The sequence below is a fragment of the Mesobacillus sp. S13 genome (assembly GCF_020422885.1).
GTDB lineage: Bacteria > Bacillota > Bacilli > Bacillales > Cytobacillaceae > Mesobacillus > Mesobacillus selenatarsenatis_A.
This window is the reverse complement of the sequence record NZ_CP084622.1, coordinates 75,240-92,026: the sequence shown is the minus strand read 5'-3', so window position 1 is coordinate 92,026 and position 16,787 is coordinate 75,240. Positions and strand designations below refer to the sequence as shown.

Genomic DNA, 16,787 nt, shown 5'->3' with positions numbered 1-16,787 from the left:
GTCATCTACTCCTTGTGATTTCGACTGCGACCGATTTATAGTGTCCAGGAATCGGCGGGTCTGGCTTAATGACCTTTACATGGCAGAGTTCAACGAGCGAAAAGCTTTCCAGAATGGTGCTGGCGATTTTCTCAGCAATAGCTTCCACAAGCTTAAACGGTTTCCCTTCCACAATGTCCTTGCAGACTTGATACAACTCCGCATAGTTAATGGAATGCTCCAGTTCATCACTTTTTCCCGCTTTCGAAAGGTCCAGTTCCACCGTCAGATCGACTGCAAAGCGCTGACCCAGTCTTGTTTCTTCAGGAAAAACACCATGGTACCCGTAAAACTCCATTTGGTTAACATGTATTTTATCCACGATATTCACCCTTTCCCATCATCGCGTCCATCATTTTTGCCATGCGCGACATTTCTTTTACATCATGGATCCTAACAATCTGGCAGCCTTTCTGTATTCCATAACATACGGTCGCTCCTGTACCCTCTGTCCGTTCCGATACCGGAAGATCGAGGACCCCGCCGATCATAGACTTTTTCGATGTGCCAAGGAGAACCGGATATCCTAATGATACAAGTGTATCAAGGTGACGCATCATCTCTAGGTTTTCCTTAAGGTCTTTCGCAAACCCGATCCCCGGGTCAAGGATGATTTGCTCGTCGCTTACCCCTGCTTTTTTCGCGATCGAGATACTTTCATACAAATCATTCAATACGTCACGGATGAAGTTCGAATAATTGCGGTCATTGCGATTGTGCATCAAGATGATCGGAACCCCAGTTTCCGCTGCGACATCAGCGATTTCCGGATCTTCCTTCGCTCCCCAGATATCATTGATAATGGCCGCACCAGCATCGACGGCACTTTTGGCCACCTTGGATTTATAGGTATCAATCGAAATAGGAACACGTATCTCCCTTGAAATGGCTTCTATCGCTGGCACAACCCTGCTGATTTCCTCTTCGTCAGAAATCCGTTCATGCCCCGGCCTTGTCGATTCACCGCCGATGTCCAGGATGTTCGCTCCGTCTGCAATCATTTGCTTAGCATGCGTAACGGCATTTTCAAGGTGGTTGTATTTTCCGCCGTCTGAAAAAGAATCAGGTGTGACATTCAAAATTCCCATGATCAATGTTTTATCAGTAAAGTCCAGTGTATACGGACCAGCCTTTATCACGGTATTCATATTCGAGCTCCTCCATCCAATGTTGTTCTGCTCCATAATGTCTCCCGGTAAGCTTCATATTCAACAAAAAGAAGATTCGCCAGCTCTCCTGATTTCCCGGGAAACCTTCTCCCCTCGAACTCAGAAGCCGGAACGATTTCCTGAATCGAGTTTGTCAGGAATATTTCATCTGCGGCTTCTGCTTCTTCCTTTTTGTAAAAGCCTTCACGAACCTCGATGCCTGCTTTGCGGGCAAGTGCAATGACGAACCTGCGGGTGATTCCATTTAAAATTCCTGTCTCGACTGCAGGCGTAAAAAGAATGTCTTCCTTGTACCAAAAAATATTCGAGACAATTCCTTCAGCCAAAAAGCCGTCATTAGTCAGGAAAACTCCTTCTGTATCCATTGCAGGGCCTGCCTCACGCTTGGCTAGTACATTGTTGAGATAGTGATGTGACTTGAGCCGCTCTGTTCCCTCGGGTGTGTTTCTCCTCAAACCGAGCAGCATGGCTTTTTTCTCACTCATTTCTCCAGCCTGCGGCAGAGGTTTTGCAAAAACAATTATATTCGGCTCCAGGTATCTGTCCGTCTGCAAACCGATTTCGCCATTCCCCGCTGAAACATTGAAACGAATATAAGCATCCCGAAGGTTATTTTTTGCTAATAACCCATCGAGGATCTTAACACTTTGTTCCCTGGTGAAATCGGCTTCGATGTTCATAACACGCAGGCTGGCATTCAGCCTCTCCAGGTGGTCATCCAGCAAAAAAGGATGGCCATTATAGATTCTGAACGTTTCAAAGACACCTAAACCATAGAGGAATCCATGGTCAAAAGGAGAGATGCTGACCTCTTCCTTTTTCGTGAATGCTCCATTCATATATACATACATTATAAACTTACTTCCCTTGCAGTCTTGTAATGAGCAATGAAATTGCGAAGCAGCTGCTTTCCTGGCGTCGTTAAAATCGATTCTGGATGGAATTGAACACCTTCGACCGGCAGCGTTTTATGGCGGATTGCCATGATTTCGCCTTCTTCTGTCCACGCAGAAACCTCCAGGCAGTCAGGGAGGGTTTCTTTTTTTACAATGAGCGAATGGTAGCGTGCCGCGGGGAATGGATTCTCCAACCCTTCGAAAATCGTCTTACCGTCATGATAGACCATGGACGTTTTCCCATGCATGAGTCGCTCCGCACGAACCACATCGCCGCCAAATACCTGGGCGATGGACTGATGGCCGAGACACACACCAAAAACAGGCGTCTTTCCTGAAAAATTCTTGATTGCCTCCAGGCTGATGCCCGCTTCATTCGGGCTGCATGGTCCCGGTGAGATCATCAGGAACTGCGGGTCAAGCTCTGTGATTCCCTTAATGGACGTCTGGTCATTGCGGATGACTTTAAGCTCTTCGCCCATTTCGCCTAAATACTGAACAAGGTTATATGTGAATGAATCATAATTATCAATCATCAAAATCATGCTTTACCCTCCGCAAGCTCTTTCGCCTTCCAAAGAGCAATTGCTTTCTTTAAGGATTCTTTGTATTCATTGGCTGGGATGGAGTCGATGACGACACCTGCTCCTGCCTGGACATGAGCCATCCCATCCTTAATGAGCATCGTCCGGATGATGATGTTCAGTTCCATATTTCCATTAAAGCCGAACCAGCCAAGCGAACCAGTATATGGTCCACGCCTTACCGGCTCGAGTTCTTCGATGATTTCCATCGTCCTCACCTTCGGGGCACCAGTAATCGTGCCGCCCGGGAAGGTCGCATTGACAACATCGAACCATGTTTCCCCCTCTGCCAGCTCCCCTCTGACATTGGAGACGATATGCATGACATGCGAATACTTCTCAATGACCATGAACTCATTGACTTCGACACTACCGTACTTGCACACCCTTCCGAGATCATTCCTTTCAAGGTCGACAAGCATGACGTGCTCGGCACGTTCTTTTTCATTGTTGATCAGTTCATTGGCAAGCTGTAAATCTTCTTCATCTGTCCTGCCCCTCGATCTTGTGCCGGCAATTGGCCTTGTGCTGACCTCTGACCCTTTCACTTTCGCTAAAAGCTCAGGCGAACCGCTTACGAGCTGAAAATCTTCCGTATGCAGATACCCCATATAAGGAGATGGATTCAGCTTACGCAGCTGGCGATATACCTCAAGCGCTTCTGTCTCAATTGGTTTGGACTGCCTGACAGACAGATTCACCTGGAAGACGTCCCCCTGGGCAATGTATTGCTGTACCTTCTTTACTGCTTCCATGAATTCAGCTTCATCCATGGAGACTTGCAGTTCATCGGTTGCAGGTTTGTGTTCAGCTTCAACTGCAGGTACATCAGCCTCCCACTGCATTAACCAGCCAGCAAGCTTGTCCTCTGACTGCTTTTCCTGGCCCTTTTCCGTCAGGGCCATCAGCCAAAGCTTCTCTGTTTGGTGGTCAAAGACAAACCATTCTTTGAATAGCTGGAAGTAGACCTCAGGAATTCCCGAATCATCCTTTGCCAGCGCCGGAAGCTTTTCGATATAGCGAGCATAATCATAGCTCAGGTAGCCGATTGCACCACCCTGGAAATCAGGCAAGCCTTCCACTTCAGGCACCTGATACTTTTCCATTTGATTCTTCATTAACTCTAGAGGATTTCCCTCAAGGATATTTGAGGACCCGTCCTGAGTGATTGTCAGCTGATTATTTTTTCCCGAAAAAACAATCCAGGGATTAAAAGCGGAGATACTGTAACGCCCGCCTCTCCCGCTTTCGAGGATGACATGCTCTTTATATTGTTGTGCTATATGATCATATTGATGAAAAAAACGTGAAGCTGTATATGGAATTGTCTTTGATTGAATGCTATAGTCCGGCAAGTTTTTCACCTCGAATTTTTTCTCTTTATCCATCATACATTATGAAGGGCGCGCTTTCATTTTTAAAATGATGGTTTTTTAGAGAAAATTGTCGTTTTTAGTTTTTCCCGGCATATAAAAAAGAGACATGCTATTCAAAGCCTGCCTCTTCATCGATCTATTCTTCAAATTGGTAAAGCGGGGTGCTCAGGTATCGTTCACCGTTACTAGGAATGACTGCCAGAACCTTTTTGCCTTTGCCCAGCTTTTTCGCTGTTTCCAGTGCTGCATAGATGGCTGCACCTGATGAGATTCCGCCAAGGATGCCTGCTTCTTTTGCTGCACGGCGGGCATATTCAAATGCCTGCTCATTCTCAACCTTTATGATTTCATCATACACATTTGTATCAAGTACACCTGGGACGAACCCGGCGCCGATTCCCTGGATCTTGTGCGGTCCTGGTTTTCCGCCAGATAATACTGGGGAGTCCGTCGGCTCTACGGCAATAATCTTGATATCCTTATATTTTTCACGAAGTACTTTTCCTGCTCCTGTGATCGTTCCGCCTGTGCCGATGCCAGAGATGAACGCATCAAGCTGGTCACCCATCTGCTCGACGATTTCCGGACCTGTCGTTCTTTCGTGGACGCTTGGGTTTGCTCCATTCTCGAATTGTTGAGGCATGAAGTATCCCTTTTCCTTTGCCAGTTCCGACGCTTTGCGGATGGCACCGCCCATTCCTTCTGGTCCAGGAGTCAATACAAGTTCGGCACCATAGGCACGCAAAAGATTCCTTCGCTCCATGCTCATCGTTTCTGGCATGACGAGGATCGCCTTGTATCCTTTGGCTGCTGCCACCATTGCCAGGCCGATTCCTGTATTGCCGCTCGTTGGCTCAATGATTGTATCGCCTTGTTTCAGGACTCCGTTTGCTTCTGCATCCTCGATCATCGCCAATGCGATACGATCCTTGACGCTGCTGCCAGGGTTCATGTATTCAAGCTTTAAATAAACATCCGCACTTTGGTCATCACCAAGTCCGTTCAGCTTCACAATTGGTGTCTGGCCGATCAACTCTGTAATTGAATTTGCAATACGTACCAAATTACCCACCCCTTAATCCGACTATTTTAATTGGTTTTATTAAAATTTACCAGTACTTTAAGTCTATGTCAATCAGTATGCTTCGACAAAAACTGAAATCCGTCTTTAGCCTAGACTCTTTTACATAAAATCATCCTACCCGGTTCAAAAGCATGATCGTAAAGAAATCTATCCCTTTTAAACTAACCTATTTTGAATCTCTCTAAACAAAAAAGCACCGGTCGACGCCAACCCGTGCTTCTCCATTATTTCTTCCCGTTGTCTCCATAAAACCAGCTGACATCTGCATCATTCCAGAATGCCCGAGCTGAAACAGGGATATCCATTTGTTCAAGTGCAATTTGCCTGCGAATCTGATTCTCGACTTCTTTGTAGGCATACTTTTTTCCTTCGAGTTTCTCATGAAGATAGACGATCGCATAGCCATTTTCTACTTTTACAGGTCCGGTCCATTCTCCGGATTTCAGCGTTTTGGCTGCATCAATGACCTCAGGGGAAACAAGCTCATCTTCTTCCGTAACAAAGCCGATGTCTCCACCTGCATTCGCCGAAAATTCATCGAGCGACCGCTCCATCGCTAGAGCAGCGAAACTGGAGCCATTCTTCAGCTCCTTCACAGCTGAATCTGCTTCTTCTTTCGTTTCGACAACGATTTGGGACAGATGATAAGAGGCAGGAATATCAAAAAGACTATTATTCTGTTCGTAAAAGGACTTCATATCCTCTTCCGATACTTTAACATCCTTTGTTAAAATTTCTTCGAGCAGCAGACTGTACTTAATCTGCTCCTTCCATTTATCCTCTGTTTTCGGCTCGTTGCCTGCTGTGGAATACAAGGCCTTATAAATAGTCAATTCTCGTTCGACGGCTTGATCGGACAGCTTGATATCATATTGATCAGCCATCTGTTTGACCACTTCCTGGTCAATCAAGTCCCTTAATGTTTCTTGGCCGTATCGTTCTTCAAGCTCAGTGAGCCATTCCTGGCGGGAGATTGACTCCTTGCCAATCTTCGCAACGGATTCCTTGTTCCCTTCAAGGATCGCAGGCTTGGCTAGCAGCATCACAAGAGTTATTGCGTTCAATATGGCTAACCCGGCAATAATATACCAAAGCTGCTTCTTTTCCACTTCTCATCCCCCAGATATCGCTTATTTTGCTTCTCTCTCTATCTCTTCCAGTTCTTCTTTAGTGAACATATATTTCTCATTGCAGAAATGGCAGTGTGCTTCTGCCTGACCCTCTGTCTCGATCATATCGCGAATCTCCTCTGCACCAAGGCTCACCAAGGCATTGCTGAATCGATCCTTCGAGCAGTTGCATTCAAAATTCACTGGCATTGTATCAAGGAATTTCACATTCTCTTTACCAAGCAACTCTTCCAGCAACTCTTCCGGAGATAACCCTTTTTCAATCAACTTTGATACTGGCGGAATCGATTGCAATCGTTGTTCAATCGCCGTAATCGTTTCTTCTGTTGTCCCAGGCATCAACTGGATGATGAATCCTCCCGCAGCCTTGATGGAGTTATCAGGGTTAACCAGTACACCTACACCAACTGAAGAATTGACCTGTTCAGATGTTGCGAAATAATAAGTGAAGTCTTCACCAAGCTCACCTGATACAATCGGCACCTGTCCTGTAAAATAGTCGCGCAGCCCCAAATCCTTCACGACTGTAAGCGTTCCGTCTGTACCGACGCCTTGTCTTACATCAAGCTTGCCATGCTCGTTCAAGTCGAAGTGGACATGGGGATTTGATACATAGCCCCTTACCTGTCCCTTGGCATTGCTGTCCACAAGAATAAGTCCTAGCGGTCCACCGCCTTCAATTTTAATCGTCAATTTATCATCGCCCTTGAGCATCGCACCCATCATTAAGCCAGCTGTCATGGTCCGGCCAAGTGCGGCAGATGCTACAGGCCATGTATAATGGCGGCGCTGTGCCTCTCCAACGGTTTCGGTTGTTTTTGCTGCATATGCCCTGACCTGTCCGTCAAAAGCAAGTGCCTTTACTAAATAATCGCTCATTTTTCTACTCCCTTCGTGCTGTAAAGTTGTATGCATCCCTTTTGCAAGGAAGCTTTAATTGTTTTTATCCATATTACGCTTATAGATAAGCTGCAGTCCCTTTAATGTCAAAAATGGATCGACTGCATCGATGATATTCGATTCCTGGGCAATCAAGTTTGCCAGGCCTCCAGTTGCGATTACTTTTGGAGGGACTTTACTCTTATCTTTCATCCGTTTAACTATTCCCTCTACTTGTCCAACATATCCATACAGAATGCCAGCCTGCATGGCCGAAACTGTGTTTTTCCCCACCACGTCATCTGGTCTGCTGATTTCTATCCGAGGAAGCTTGGCTGCCCTTGAATAAAGGGCCTCAGTGGAGATGCCGATTCCCGGCGCAATCGCTCCGCCCATATATTGATTATGCTCATTGATATAGCAATAGGTTGTCGCCGTCCCGAAATCGACAATGACCAGAGGGCTGCCATACTCATGGATCGCCGCGACCGCATTGACGATCCGGTCCGCTCCGACTTCCCTTGGATTTTCATATTTAATGTCCAGTCCTGTCTTGATGCCAGGTCCCACGACCAACGGTTTGATGTGGAAGTACTTCTGGCACATTCGCTCAAGCGAGAACATAATCGGCGGCACAACAGACGAGATAATGATTCCATCTATATCTGAAAAAGAAAGATCGACATGGTCAAATAGGTTTTTGACGATCATCCCAAATTCATCTTCCGTTCTATGGCGGTTCGTTTCTATTCTCCAATGGTGCTTCAACTCTTCCTGATCATAAACACCTAACACGATATTTGTATTCCCGACGTCAAAAACAAAAATCAAGCTATTCACCAACTTATAATAGTTTTCTGAATCAATACTGAAAATATCATATCATAATCGCTGGGAATTCACTAAAAAAAGTCGCCAAGAATGCGAAAGCGACATAAGCTGCTCAATTCTGGCAAGGACTCTTTGTTAAGCACTATCGGGAAAGAAAACAAGCAGGTGCTCCGTTAAGAGCACCTGCTTGATAATTTCTATTCTTTAGGATTTTCATCGATGGCCTTTGGATCTTCGATAACTGAATCGATTTTCTTGTCAGTTTCTTCGATTGCAGGCATCTCATCTTTTTTCTTGTTGATCGTTACTTTCATGTCGTCGTTATCAACGCTGACTTTGCGGTCAGGAAGACGGCCATGGTCGATCAAATGCTTAATTTGGTCTGCGTCAAGAGTTTCTACCTCTAACAATGTGTTCGCAATGATATCAAGCTTATCACGATGCTCTGTTAACAGGTTTTTCGCTCTCGCATAGCAATCCTTGATGATTGTCTGGATTTCCACATCGATTTCATATGCGATCTTGTCAGAATAGTTTTGTTCATTGTTCAGGTCACGGCCTAAGAATACCTGGCCCTGTGCCTGGCCGAATTGCAATGGTCCGAGCTTATCACTCATACCGAATTCAGTAACCATTCTTCTCGCAATGCCAGTAGCACGCTGGAAGTCATTGTGTGCACCTGTGCTTACTTCGCCAAAGACGATTTCTTCAGCTACACGGCCGCCAAGGAGGCCAGTGATTTTATCAAGAAGCTCTGGCTTTGTCATGAAGTAACGGTCTTCTTTTGGAAGCATGACAGCATAACCGCCTGCCTGCCCGCGAGGAACAATCGTTACCTTATGGACCATTTCCGCTTCATCGAGAACAACCCCAATGACCGTGTGGCCAGCTTCATGGAATGCAACAATATTTCTTTCTTTCTTCGAGATGACACGGGTCTTCTTGGCAGGACCGGCAATAACGCGGTCTGTTGCTTCATCCAAGTCCAGCATGTCAATCTTCTTCTTATTTCTTCTGGCTGCAACAAGCGCAGCTTCGTTCAGTAGGTTTTCAAGGTCCGCTCCAGAGAAGCCTGGAGTGCGGGCCGCGATACTTTTCAAGTTAACTGACTCATCCAGAGGCTTATTTCTAGCGTGTACCTTCAATACCGCTTCACGTCCTGTTACATCTGGACGGTCAACAGTGATCTGGCGGTCAAAACGTCCTGGACGCAGCAATGCCGGATCAAGAATATCAGGTCTGTTCGTCGCTGCAACGATGATGATTCCTTCGTTGGCTCCGAATCCATCCATTTCTACAAGCAACTGGTTAAGCGTTTGTTCACGCTCGTCATGCCCTCCGCCGAGTCCAGCGCCACGCTGGCGGCCGACTGCATCGATTTCATCAATGAAAATGATACATGGAGCATTCTTTTTAGCTGTTTCAAATAAGTCACGCACACGAGATGCACCGACACCGACAAACATTTCTACGAAGTCGGAACCACTGATGGAGAAGAATGGCACTCCAGCTTCCCCGGCAACAGCACGGGCTAGCAAGGTCTTACCAGTACCCGGAGGTCCTACCAAAAGAATTCCCTTTGGAATGCGAGCCCCAAGGTCAGCAAATTTGCGAGGGTCTTTCAGGAACTCGACAACCTCGACAAGTTCTTGCTTTTCTTCATCCGCACCCGCTACATCCTTGAAGCGGACTTTCTTCTTTTCTTCGTTATAAAGCTTCGCTTTGCTCTTGCCGAAGTTCATGACACGGCTTCCGCCGCCCTGAGCCTGATTCAGCAAGAAGAAGAAGAGAATGAAAATGATGATAAATGGAATGATCGACGTAAAGAACGTCACCCATCCACTCGTTTCCTTAGCAGGTAAAATTTCAACATCCGCAGCTTGTGCTGCCTGTTCAATCCTGTTTAAGGTATCTGGATTGCTCCAGACATATGTGATGAAGCCTTTGCCTTCCTCCTGGCCTTTCATCTGGCCTCTTACTTCATACACACCACGTTCAGGCTGCAGTGTCAAATCACCATCAACATTGCCTGCCTCAAGTTCCTGCATGAATTTATCGTAAGAGATTGGTTCAGTTGGCTGGTTATTGCCATTAAAGAAACTCACAACTCCGATAATGACTAAAAATATCAATAAATAAAAGATGGTATTACGGAAGATCCGATTCATCCCTTACCTCCTCCCACGGTAGACAAACTATACTAAATAGTATCATAGCAAATTATGCTAATACAAGAAATTAACATTCAGAATATTTGCTTCTTAATCAAAATGTAGAATTTCATTCACTAAATCGTAACCGTTTTATTTTGTGTACACTTCTGGCTTCAAAACTCCGATATATGGCAGGTTGCGGTATTTTTCCGCATAATCAAGACCATATCCGACAACGAACTCATCAGGTACGATGAATCCTACATAGTCAGCTGTAATATCTGCCTTTCTTCCTGTAGGTTTGTCGAGCAGTGTGACAATTTTGATTGATTTTGCCTTGCGGTATCTGAAAAGCTCAACCAAATAGCTGAGTGTCAAACCGCTGTCGATGATGTCCTCGATGATCAGGATATCTCTTCCTTCTACAGAGGTATCAAGGTCTTTAAGGATTTTCACCTCTCCGGAAGAAACCATCGCATTCCCATAGCTGGAAACATCCATGAAGTCCATTTCAAGGTACGCATCCACACGCTTGAGCAGGTCGCCCATAAATGGCATCGCACCTTTTAAAACACCAATGGCCAGCGGAAAACGGTCCTTGTATTCATCTGTTAATTGAGCCGCTAGCTGCCTTGTCTTTTCCTGAATTTCCTCTTCTGTAAATAATACCTTTTCAATATCATTTTTCATCATGATCCTTGTGCCCCCTGGAAGATATCAATACTTTATATAAGTTAATAGTAATAACCTGTTTCCTTTTGTTGCTTCACTGTTCGATTTTTTCAGGCTCGGAAGCCATAGGATCCTGTCTTCACTGTCTGTCACAATCGGCCATTCATCTCTTTTGTCCAGTGGGATTTTCATATCGATGAAAATATCCTTCACCTTTCTTGTACCCTCCATCCCCTTTAATGACATCCGGTCGCCATTTTGCCTTGTCCGGATAATCAGCGGAGTCCCTGCTTGTTCCAGGTCTACGATAAAGCAATCATTGGAAAGTTCCCGTTCATGAGAATCATTGAGCAATTGAGCCTCGATGACATCACCATTCGGCAAAATCAGCTGATCTGGTCCTGATAATTCAAAACGATAGCTTTGCCTTTTTGGCGGATTCAATTCAAAGTGGCAATTTCCATACGATCGTATAATTCTTAAACCGCCGGGGAAATCAAGAGTACCTGATGGATGGGGATTGCGAATTATTGAAAAAATCTTTTCAATATGTATAGCGGAAAGAGAAGCAGGTCGATCATTGTAAAGATAATTTAATATTAGTTTAATCCCTCTTCTTTGTAAAGGCATTGGCATTTCCTGAAAAGAACGGATACTAATACTTATCCTTTTGTCCTCTTTCTTCATTACTTTATTCAATTCTTCGCTAGTTAATTCAATAAGATACTCTTCATCCATCTGCAGCTCCTCGCTGAAACGCTGGAAGTGCTCATGGACCGCAGGATTCTCTTCTTTTAAAAAAGGGAGAACATTTTTCCTAAATCGATTCCTGCTATAGTATTCCTTTTCATTGCTGGGATCGATTCTTGGCTCCAAGGAATTAATGGAGCAGTACATTTCCAGATCTTCTTTTGTCAGGCATAAAAAAGGCCTGAAAATCATGAACGAACCGAATTGCCTTGAAAAAGGCATCCCTGCCCTGGCTTTTCCGGAACTTCCTCTGGTGAGCCTCATCAGTACCGTTTCGACCTGGTCATCACCATGATGCCCCAATGCAAGGTAATGAAGTTGGTGCTGCTCCATTACTTGCTGAAAAAATTCGTATCGGCATGCACGGGCAGCCTGCTGGGAGCTTAACCCTGTCTCGCGCATAAAGGCCGGCACATCCACCCTTTTCATTTCAAAGGGAATGTTGCGCTCTTCACAAAAAGCTTTGACAAATAGCGCATCCTGATAGGACTCATCACCCCGGAACATATGGTCCACGTGGACTGCTACAATTTTGAGTGAGTTCCTTACCCGCTGCTCAGATAAAAAGTGGAGCAGTGCGAGCGAGTCAGGGCCTCCCGAAACCCCAACTGCAATTGACTTATTATTCAGCTGAAAATCATGCTTTTCAAGAAAGGCATTTACCTTTGTCTCAATCATCTTGTTCTTCCTTACTAGGATTGCCGGTTTAAGACTATACCCATGCGGGCAACCCATTAATCTTCTAATAAAACATATTTGTTATTTTTCAGCTTAACACTTTCAGGTCTCTTTTTTCAAAGAACAGAGCTTTAATCCCTTATGTACGGACGAGAGTGCAAAAGGTTTCAAAAAATCAGGTAATCTGGCTATAAATATAGAAAAAATATAATAAAGAGATAATCAAAATGATGGTGACTGTTTCAAGCGCAGTAGATTTCTTCTTATTCTTGTTGTATCCCTTCCGTGTTTGCCGGGAGGCTGCGTTTGAATTGGTCCTCGCTGGATTTGCCTTTGTATGTGATTGCGTTTGTTTGGGCGGTGCAGTCTTTTGCTGCCGAGTGTTTCTTTTCGGCTCCACAGCTGGCTGATGGACTTGCAGCAGCTCGGACCTCATCTCCATGGCGGATTGATATTTACCTGCAAGTGACTTGTAGATGACCTTTTCATAGATCTTCAAATCTCGGCTTTGTTTTACTTTTTCCATGATTTCATTTAATCCGCCAGACTTCTTCGTAAATCTTTTTGGATATGCGGTGTTGACCATGATCATGCCGACAGCAAATAAATCATAGCTTGGTTCTGCTTTCCGGCTTCCGAGACCCCAATAGCCTCGGTCAAAGAATTCAGTGAACTCTTTTATCGACCGTCCTTGCATTGTCGTACCGCCGACATCTATGCAGCGAATCCTTGCAGGCGGCCCAGTCACAATTAGATTATCCGGCTTCAGATCGCCAAATACCCATCCATTTTCATGAAGCAGCTGCAAATCTGCAAGCAACTGAAGGATCATCACTCCGGTCCAGTCCGGGCCTTTTTGCTGCAGGAAAGCCAGGAAATCAGGTCCCTTAATGAATTCCATTGCATAAAAGCTCACCTTTTTTCCAGGACGTTCCCAGTCATCCACATCCAGCAAAGAAGGTCCGAGGGCAGATCCCTGGACCTTGGCAAAAGATTTCAGCACATTGACCTCAGAAGTGATCGACATTCCATTATCACTCATCTTCAACGCGACTTGTTTGTTATTGTACCTTGCCAGATAAACAATCCCATTCGCTCCAAAGCCAAGCTCTTTTATGATTGTATATCGATTGTGATGCCATTTCCCTTCAATGATCGTACCAGGAATGACTTTACACAGATTCTTCAAAGAAGGATTCATCATCACCGGACAATAGGCTCCTTAAAGATCGTTTTTTATTAAAATGGGAAAGTGCCTCGCGAATGGCAGGACCTGTCGGCGTAATCCCTCCAGTTGTCAGCTTGGCAAAAATACTCGTGAGTGACTCAAGTTTCGGCGTCCAATCCAGCAGTTTTTCGACATCTTTTCGTTTCCCGGGAAATACAAACACCGAAAAGCGGTTATCTCCTGACCTTGCATTCAAGCTTAAACTCAAGTCCAGCAAGGCTTCTTTCACTGTAGGAAGCTTGTGCTTCATGCTCGCGCTCGTATCGACAAGAATCAACACATCCAGCTCAACTGTTTCCCCAAGCTCGTCCACAACCTCCATCACCTCACCGCGCTGCTCCGGCGGAAGGTCTTCCACTGTACGGCCGCCTCCAAGGATTTGCTGGAGTTCCTTGTTCACTACACCTTGAAGTGTCTGGGTCATCGCCTTCCTCGTCACCATCTGGACAGTCTGCGATAATTGCTGCGCGTACACGATCTGGCTGACACCGCCGCCCGACATAGCGATTCCCTCGATTTCCGTCATGCCCTGTTCATCTATAACATCCTGTTCCATCACACCAATGACATTGACTGTTATCCCCTGCTCCTTGGCCAGTGCAGCCATCGCAATCGGATCTTCACCCTGGTTCGAACAGCCATCCGTAATGAGCAATACTTGTCTGATTGTACCTGTTTTCATGCAATCCCCTCACTTCCAGGCTCTAATTTTACAATCTAGTAAAAGATAGAAGCCTATAATAAATTTGTTACCATTTTCGACGAAGCCGAGGGGAAATATACATAAAGGAAGAGTATATTGCTCAAAATAAACCGTTAAGCTCTCTTTTGATAATTGGTGACCGGGATAGAAGCCCATTTCGGGATATTGTGATCGATTTTGGCGACGACCACGGTCATGTCATCTTCGATAGATCCGTCCCGTGAACGGATGACCTCCTCCATAATCAAGTCGGCGATTGCCTGCGGATCTTCTGTCTGAAGCTCCGTGATTTTCCTTTTCATCCATAAATCATAATTCTCGACATGCTTAGGCCCTTCGAATACGCCATCACTCATCATCACCAGCAGATCGCCTGCCTTAAGCTGTTCGCTCACGACATCCACCTCGAATTCCTGAAGGATGCCCATCGGCAAGTTGCTCGCCTGGACCTTCATCACCTTTCCGCCACGCTTGATGAAGCTCGGCGTCGAGCCAATTTTCAAGAATCGGGCAGATGCGTTTTGCAGATCGATCATGACCAAGTCCAGGGTGGAGAAAATTTCATCGGTTGTCCTTAATGACAAAATGGAGTTCACGGACTTGATCGCTACTTTTTCTTCGATTCCAGATTGCAAGATTTGCTGAAGCAGCAATAAAGTATCCCGGCTTTCGGAATGCGCCCTTTCGCCATTGCCCATGCCATCACTGATGGCAATGGCATACTTCCCTCCGCTCAGCTCAATGGTGGAGTAACTGTCACCCGAAATGAGGTCTCCATCCTTTGCGGCATGTGCCACTCCTGTCGCTACAGCAAATGCCTTTGCAGAACGGAATGTCACATGGCAAAAACCATTCGGGAATGTAGAACATTCCTCAGAGTTGACTACGATATTTTCTTGCAGGATATCCGAAAGCATCGGTGCGATCAGCTTTTCGCATTCACCATGTCCCTGGCAATATGGAATGGTCATATCGATATCTACATTGCCTTGCTCAAGGCTGTAAATCTCCACATGCTCGATATGAATGCCAAAGTCCTGGAGCGCCTCCAGAATTTGTTCCTCTTGCTTTGAGTGATTTTCACGCTCACGCTGGATTTCCTTAGCGAAATCGCCCATGACTTCTGATACACCAAGCAATTGGTCTGCCACGAGACGCCTGCTTTCCTGAACCTGTTTCTTTAGCTTTTTATTTGCCTGATAATAGTTAAGCTGCTGCTGCATGATTTCCATGACCTTTTTCGACCTGGTGCAATGCTTGTCCCATTCGCGTGAAAGTTTTTGCGGTACGGCACCAGAATTTTGATCCATCTCTTGCATAATCTCACTCATATAGTCATAGGTTGTATTAAAGTTCCTTGTCCAGCAATGGTCTTTTTTAAAGCATGTCTGGCATGTCTTTTCTGTGACATTGCTCAAGAAATAATCCATATCGCGGTCACTTTCCAGTGTTTCATCCTGCACCTGCAGGGTAGTAAAGCTTTTCGACAGAGCCTCGAATACATTTGAGAACTGGACGACACGCTGCGCAGTCACATCTCTCATTTTTCTCATATATTGTTGCTGTTCTGCTGAATACTCCGCTGTACCCGGAATATGTTTGGCGATTTTTGACGTAAGCAATTGCGGCGTCAGGAAGAACAACAGGACAGCTGCAGCCGATTCGGTCAGCGTCTGGCTCAGCGCACCGCCTCCCTCGCCATACATGCCAATCAACAGTGTGGCAATGAAAAGACCGAGTGCCACCCCTGGCTTCTTTCCTTCTTTTAGCAATCCGCCAAGCAATCCGGAGAAAGCCAGCAGACTCATATGGTAAAAACTCGACACATTCGCAAGACTGAAGATCAGTCCAGTGACGACCCCAACTGTGGAGCCAACTGTAGCACCAGCGACAAATGAAAAAATGAGAACCAGATACCGGGACATGATGTGCTCTACAGACAAATCATAGACTGTCCACCCAATAGTTCCCGTCATCACAGATGCAAGCATGATGATCAAACAAACAATTTCCTCCGTTTTCAATGACTGCTTCCGCTTGCTGGCTGTCAACAAAGGAATGCTTTGCAAGAAGATGAATGTCAACACAAGACCTAGCCCAGCTTCGACTCCAGTCATCATTCCTTCATACATCGTGATATTTCCTGACAAAATTAGCGCTTTTAACATTTTGCCTATTAAAATAGTAAAAAATATATAAACCGGAAGGACTTTCATCGAGTTCTGAATCCATTTTCCTGTCAGCTTGAATAACAGTAAAAATAGGAAGACAGAAGCGAAGGTGAAGACGGCGTCAGTAAAAGACAAGGTTGCAGCCCCGGCAACCAGACCAAACAGCGCAATAGGCGCACGGTCTTTCCGGATCAAATACACAGCCGCAAAAAATGGAAGGCTAAAAGGGGTTAACTTTGCCAGTATCAAGGCACGGCCAAGCAAGAATCCAATAATCAAGAAGATATAGCCTTTTTTCAAGAAAAGGTTTTCAATTTTGGATTGCAGCTTCGACATGCCTTTTGCAAACCTGAATCGTGATTCCTCGAGATGAACTTCACCGATCGGTTCCATCATGTTCCTTTCTACCTTTTGCATTTAATACACTCCCCGTTTTTTTATCGT

15 protein-coding genes are annotated in these 16,787 nt (G+C 45.4%); all 15 read right to left on the bottom strand.

Features of this window, described 5'->3' with window-relative positions; all coding sequences use genetic code 11:
• Position 1: 1 nt before the first annotated feature.
• On the bottom strand, positions 2–361 hold the full coding sequence (folB, locus tag LGO15_RS00460) for a dihydroneopterin aldolase (RefSeq protein ID WP_226086342.1): 360 nt from the start codon (positions 359–361) through the stop codon (positions 2–4).
• Positions 354–1,187, bottom strand: coding sequence for a dihydropteroate synthase (gene folP, locus LGO15_RS00455; protein WP_226086341.1), 834 nt, complete (start codon positions 1,185–1,187; stop codon positions 354–356). The genes folB and folP overlap by 8 nt, the downstream gene beginning before the upstream one ends.
• Entirely contained in the window at positions 1,184–2,059 is an 876-nt protein-coding gene (gene pabC / locus LGO15_RS00450) for an aminodeoxychorismate lyase (RefSeq protein WP_226086340.1), read from the bottom strand. The genes folP and pabC overlap by 4 nt, the downstream gene beginning before the upstream one ends.
• Positions 2,059–2,649: an aminodeoxychorismate/anthranilate synthase component II gene (pabA, locus tag LGO15_RS00445; protein WP_167834238.1), complete on the bottom strand. Its 591-nt coding sequence runs from the start codon at positions 2,647–2,649 to the stop codon at positions 2,059–2,061. Before pabA ends, pabC begins: the two co-directional genes overlap by 1 nt.
• Positions 2,646–4,043 carry an aminodeoxychorismate synthase, component I gene (pabB, locus tag LGO15_RS00440; RefSeq protein WP_226086339.1) on the bottom strand — a complete coding sequence of 466 codons (1,398 nt, stop codon included), beginning with the start codon at positions 4,041–4,043 and terminating at the stop codon, positions 2,646–2,648. Before pabB ends, pabA begins: the two co-directional genes overlap by 4 nt.
• Positions 4,044–4,200: 157 nt before the next feature.
• Positions 4,201–5,127 carry a cysteine synthase A gene (gene cysK, locus LGO15_RS00435; protein ID WP_226086338.1) on the bottom strand — a complete coding sequence of 309 codons (927 nt, stop codon included), beginning with the start codon at positions 5,125–5,127 and terminating at the stop codon, positions 4,201–4,203.
• Between the two features lie 245 nt (positions 5,128–5,372).
• Entirely contained in the window at positions 5,373–6,257 is an 885-nt protein-coding gene (locus LGO15_RS00430) for a peptidyl-prolyl cis-trans isomerase (RefSeq protein WP_226086337.1), read from the bottom strand.
• 21 nt (positions 6,258–6,278) lie between these two features.
• Positions 6,279–7,157, bottom strand: coding sequence for an Hsp33 family molecular chaperone HslO (hslO, locus tag LGO15_RS00425; RefSeq protein WP_167834236.1), 879 nt, complete (start codon positions 7,155–7,157; stop codon positions 6,279–6,281).
• A gap of 54 nt (positions 7,158–7,211) precedes the next feature.
• Positions 7,212–7,988 (bottom strand): type III pantothenate kinase, encoded by a 777-nt coding sequence (locus LGO15_RS00420; RefSeq protein ID WP_226086336.1) that lies wholly within the window; start codon positions 7,986–7,988, stop codon positions 7,212–7,214.
• Positions 7,989–8,185: 197 nt separating this feature from the next.
• On the bottom strand, positions 8,186–10,156 hold the full coding sequence (ftsH, locus tag LGO15_RS00415; RefSeq protein WP_167834234.1) for an ATP-dependent zinc metalloprotease FtsH: 1,971 nt from the start codon (positions 10,154–10,156) through the stop codon (positions 8,186–8,188).
• 135 nt (positions 10,157–10,291) lie between these two features.
• The gene (hpt, locus tag LGO15_RS00410) at positions 10,292–10,831 is read right to left on the bottom strand and encodes a hypoxanthine phosphoribosyltransferase (RefSeq protein WP_209438078.1); all 540 of its coding nucleotides are present in this window, start codon (positions 10,829–10,831) and stop codon (positions 10,292–10,294) included.
• Positions 10,832–10,858: 27 nt separating this feature from the next.
• Positions 10,859–12,241 (bottom strand): tRNA lysidine(34) synthetase TilS, encoded by a 1,383-nt coding sequence (gene tilS, locus LGO15_RS00405; protein WP_226086335.1) that lies wholly within the window; start codon positions 12,239–12,241, stop codon positions 10,859–10,861.
• 175 nt (positions 12,242–12,416) lie between these two features.
• A complete protein-coding gene (locus LGO15_RS00400; RefSeq protein WP_167834248.1) occupies positions 12,417–13,445 on the bottom strand; it encodes a protein kinase domain-containing protein in 1,029 nt (342 codons plus the stop codon).
• Entirely contained in the window at positions 13,414–14,151 is a 738-nt protein-coding gene (locus tag LGO15_RS00395; protein WP_226086334.1) for a vWA domain-containing protein, read from the bottom strand. Before LGO15_RS00395 ends, LGO15_RS00400 begins: the two co-directional genes overlap by 32 nt.
• Positions 14,152–14,285: 134 nt before the next feature.
• Positions 14,286–16,760, bottom strand: coding sequence for a stage II sporulation protein E (spoIIE, locus tag LGO15_RS00390; RefSeq protein WP_226086333.1), 2,475 nt, complete (start codon positions 16,758–16,760; stop codon positions 14,286–14,288).
• Positions 16,761–16,787 lie beyond the last annotated feature (27 nt).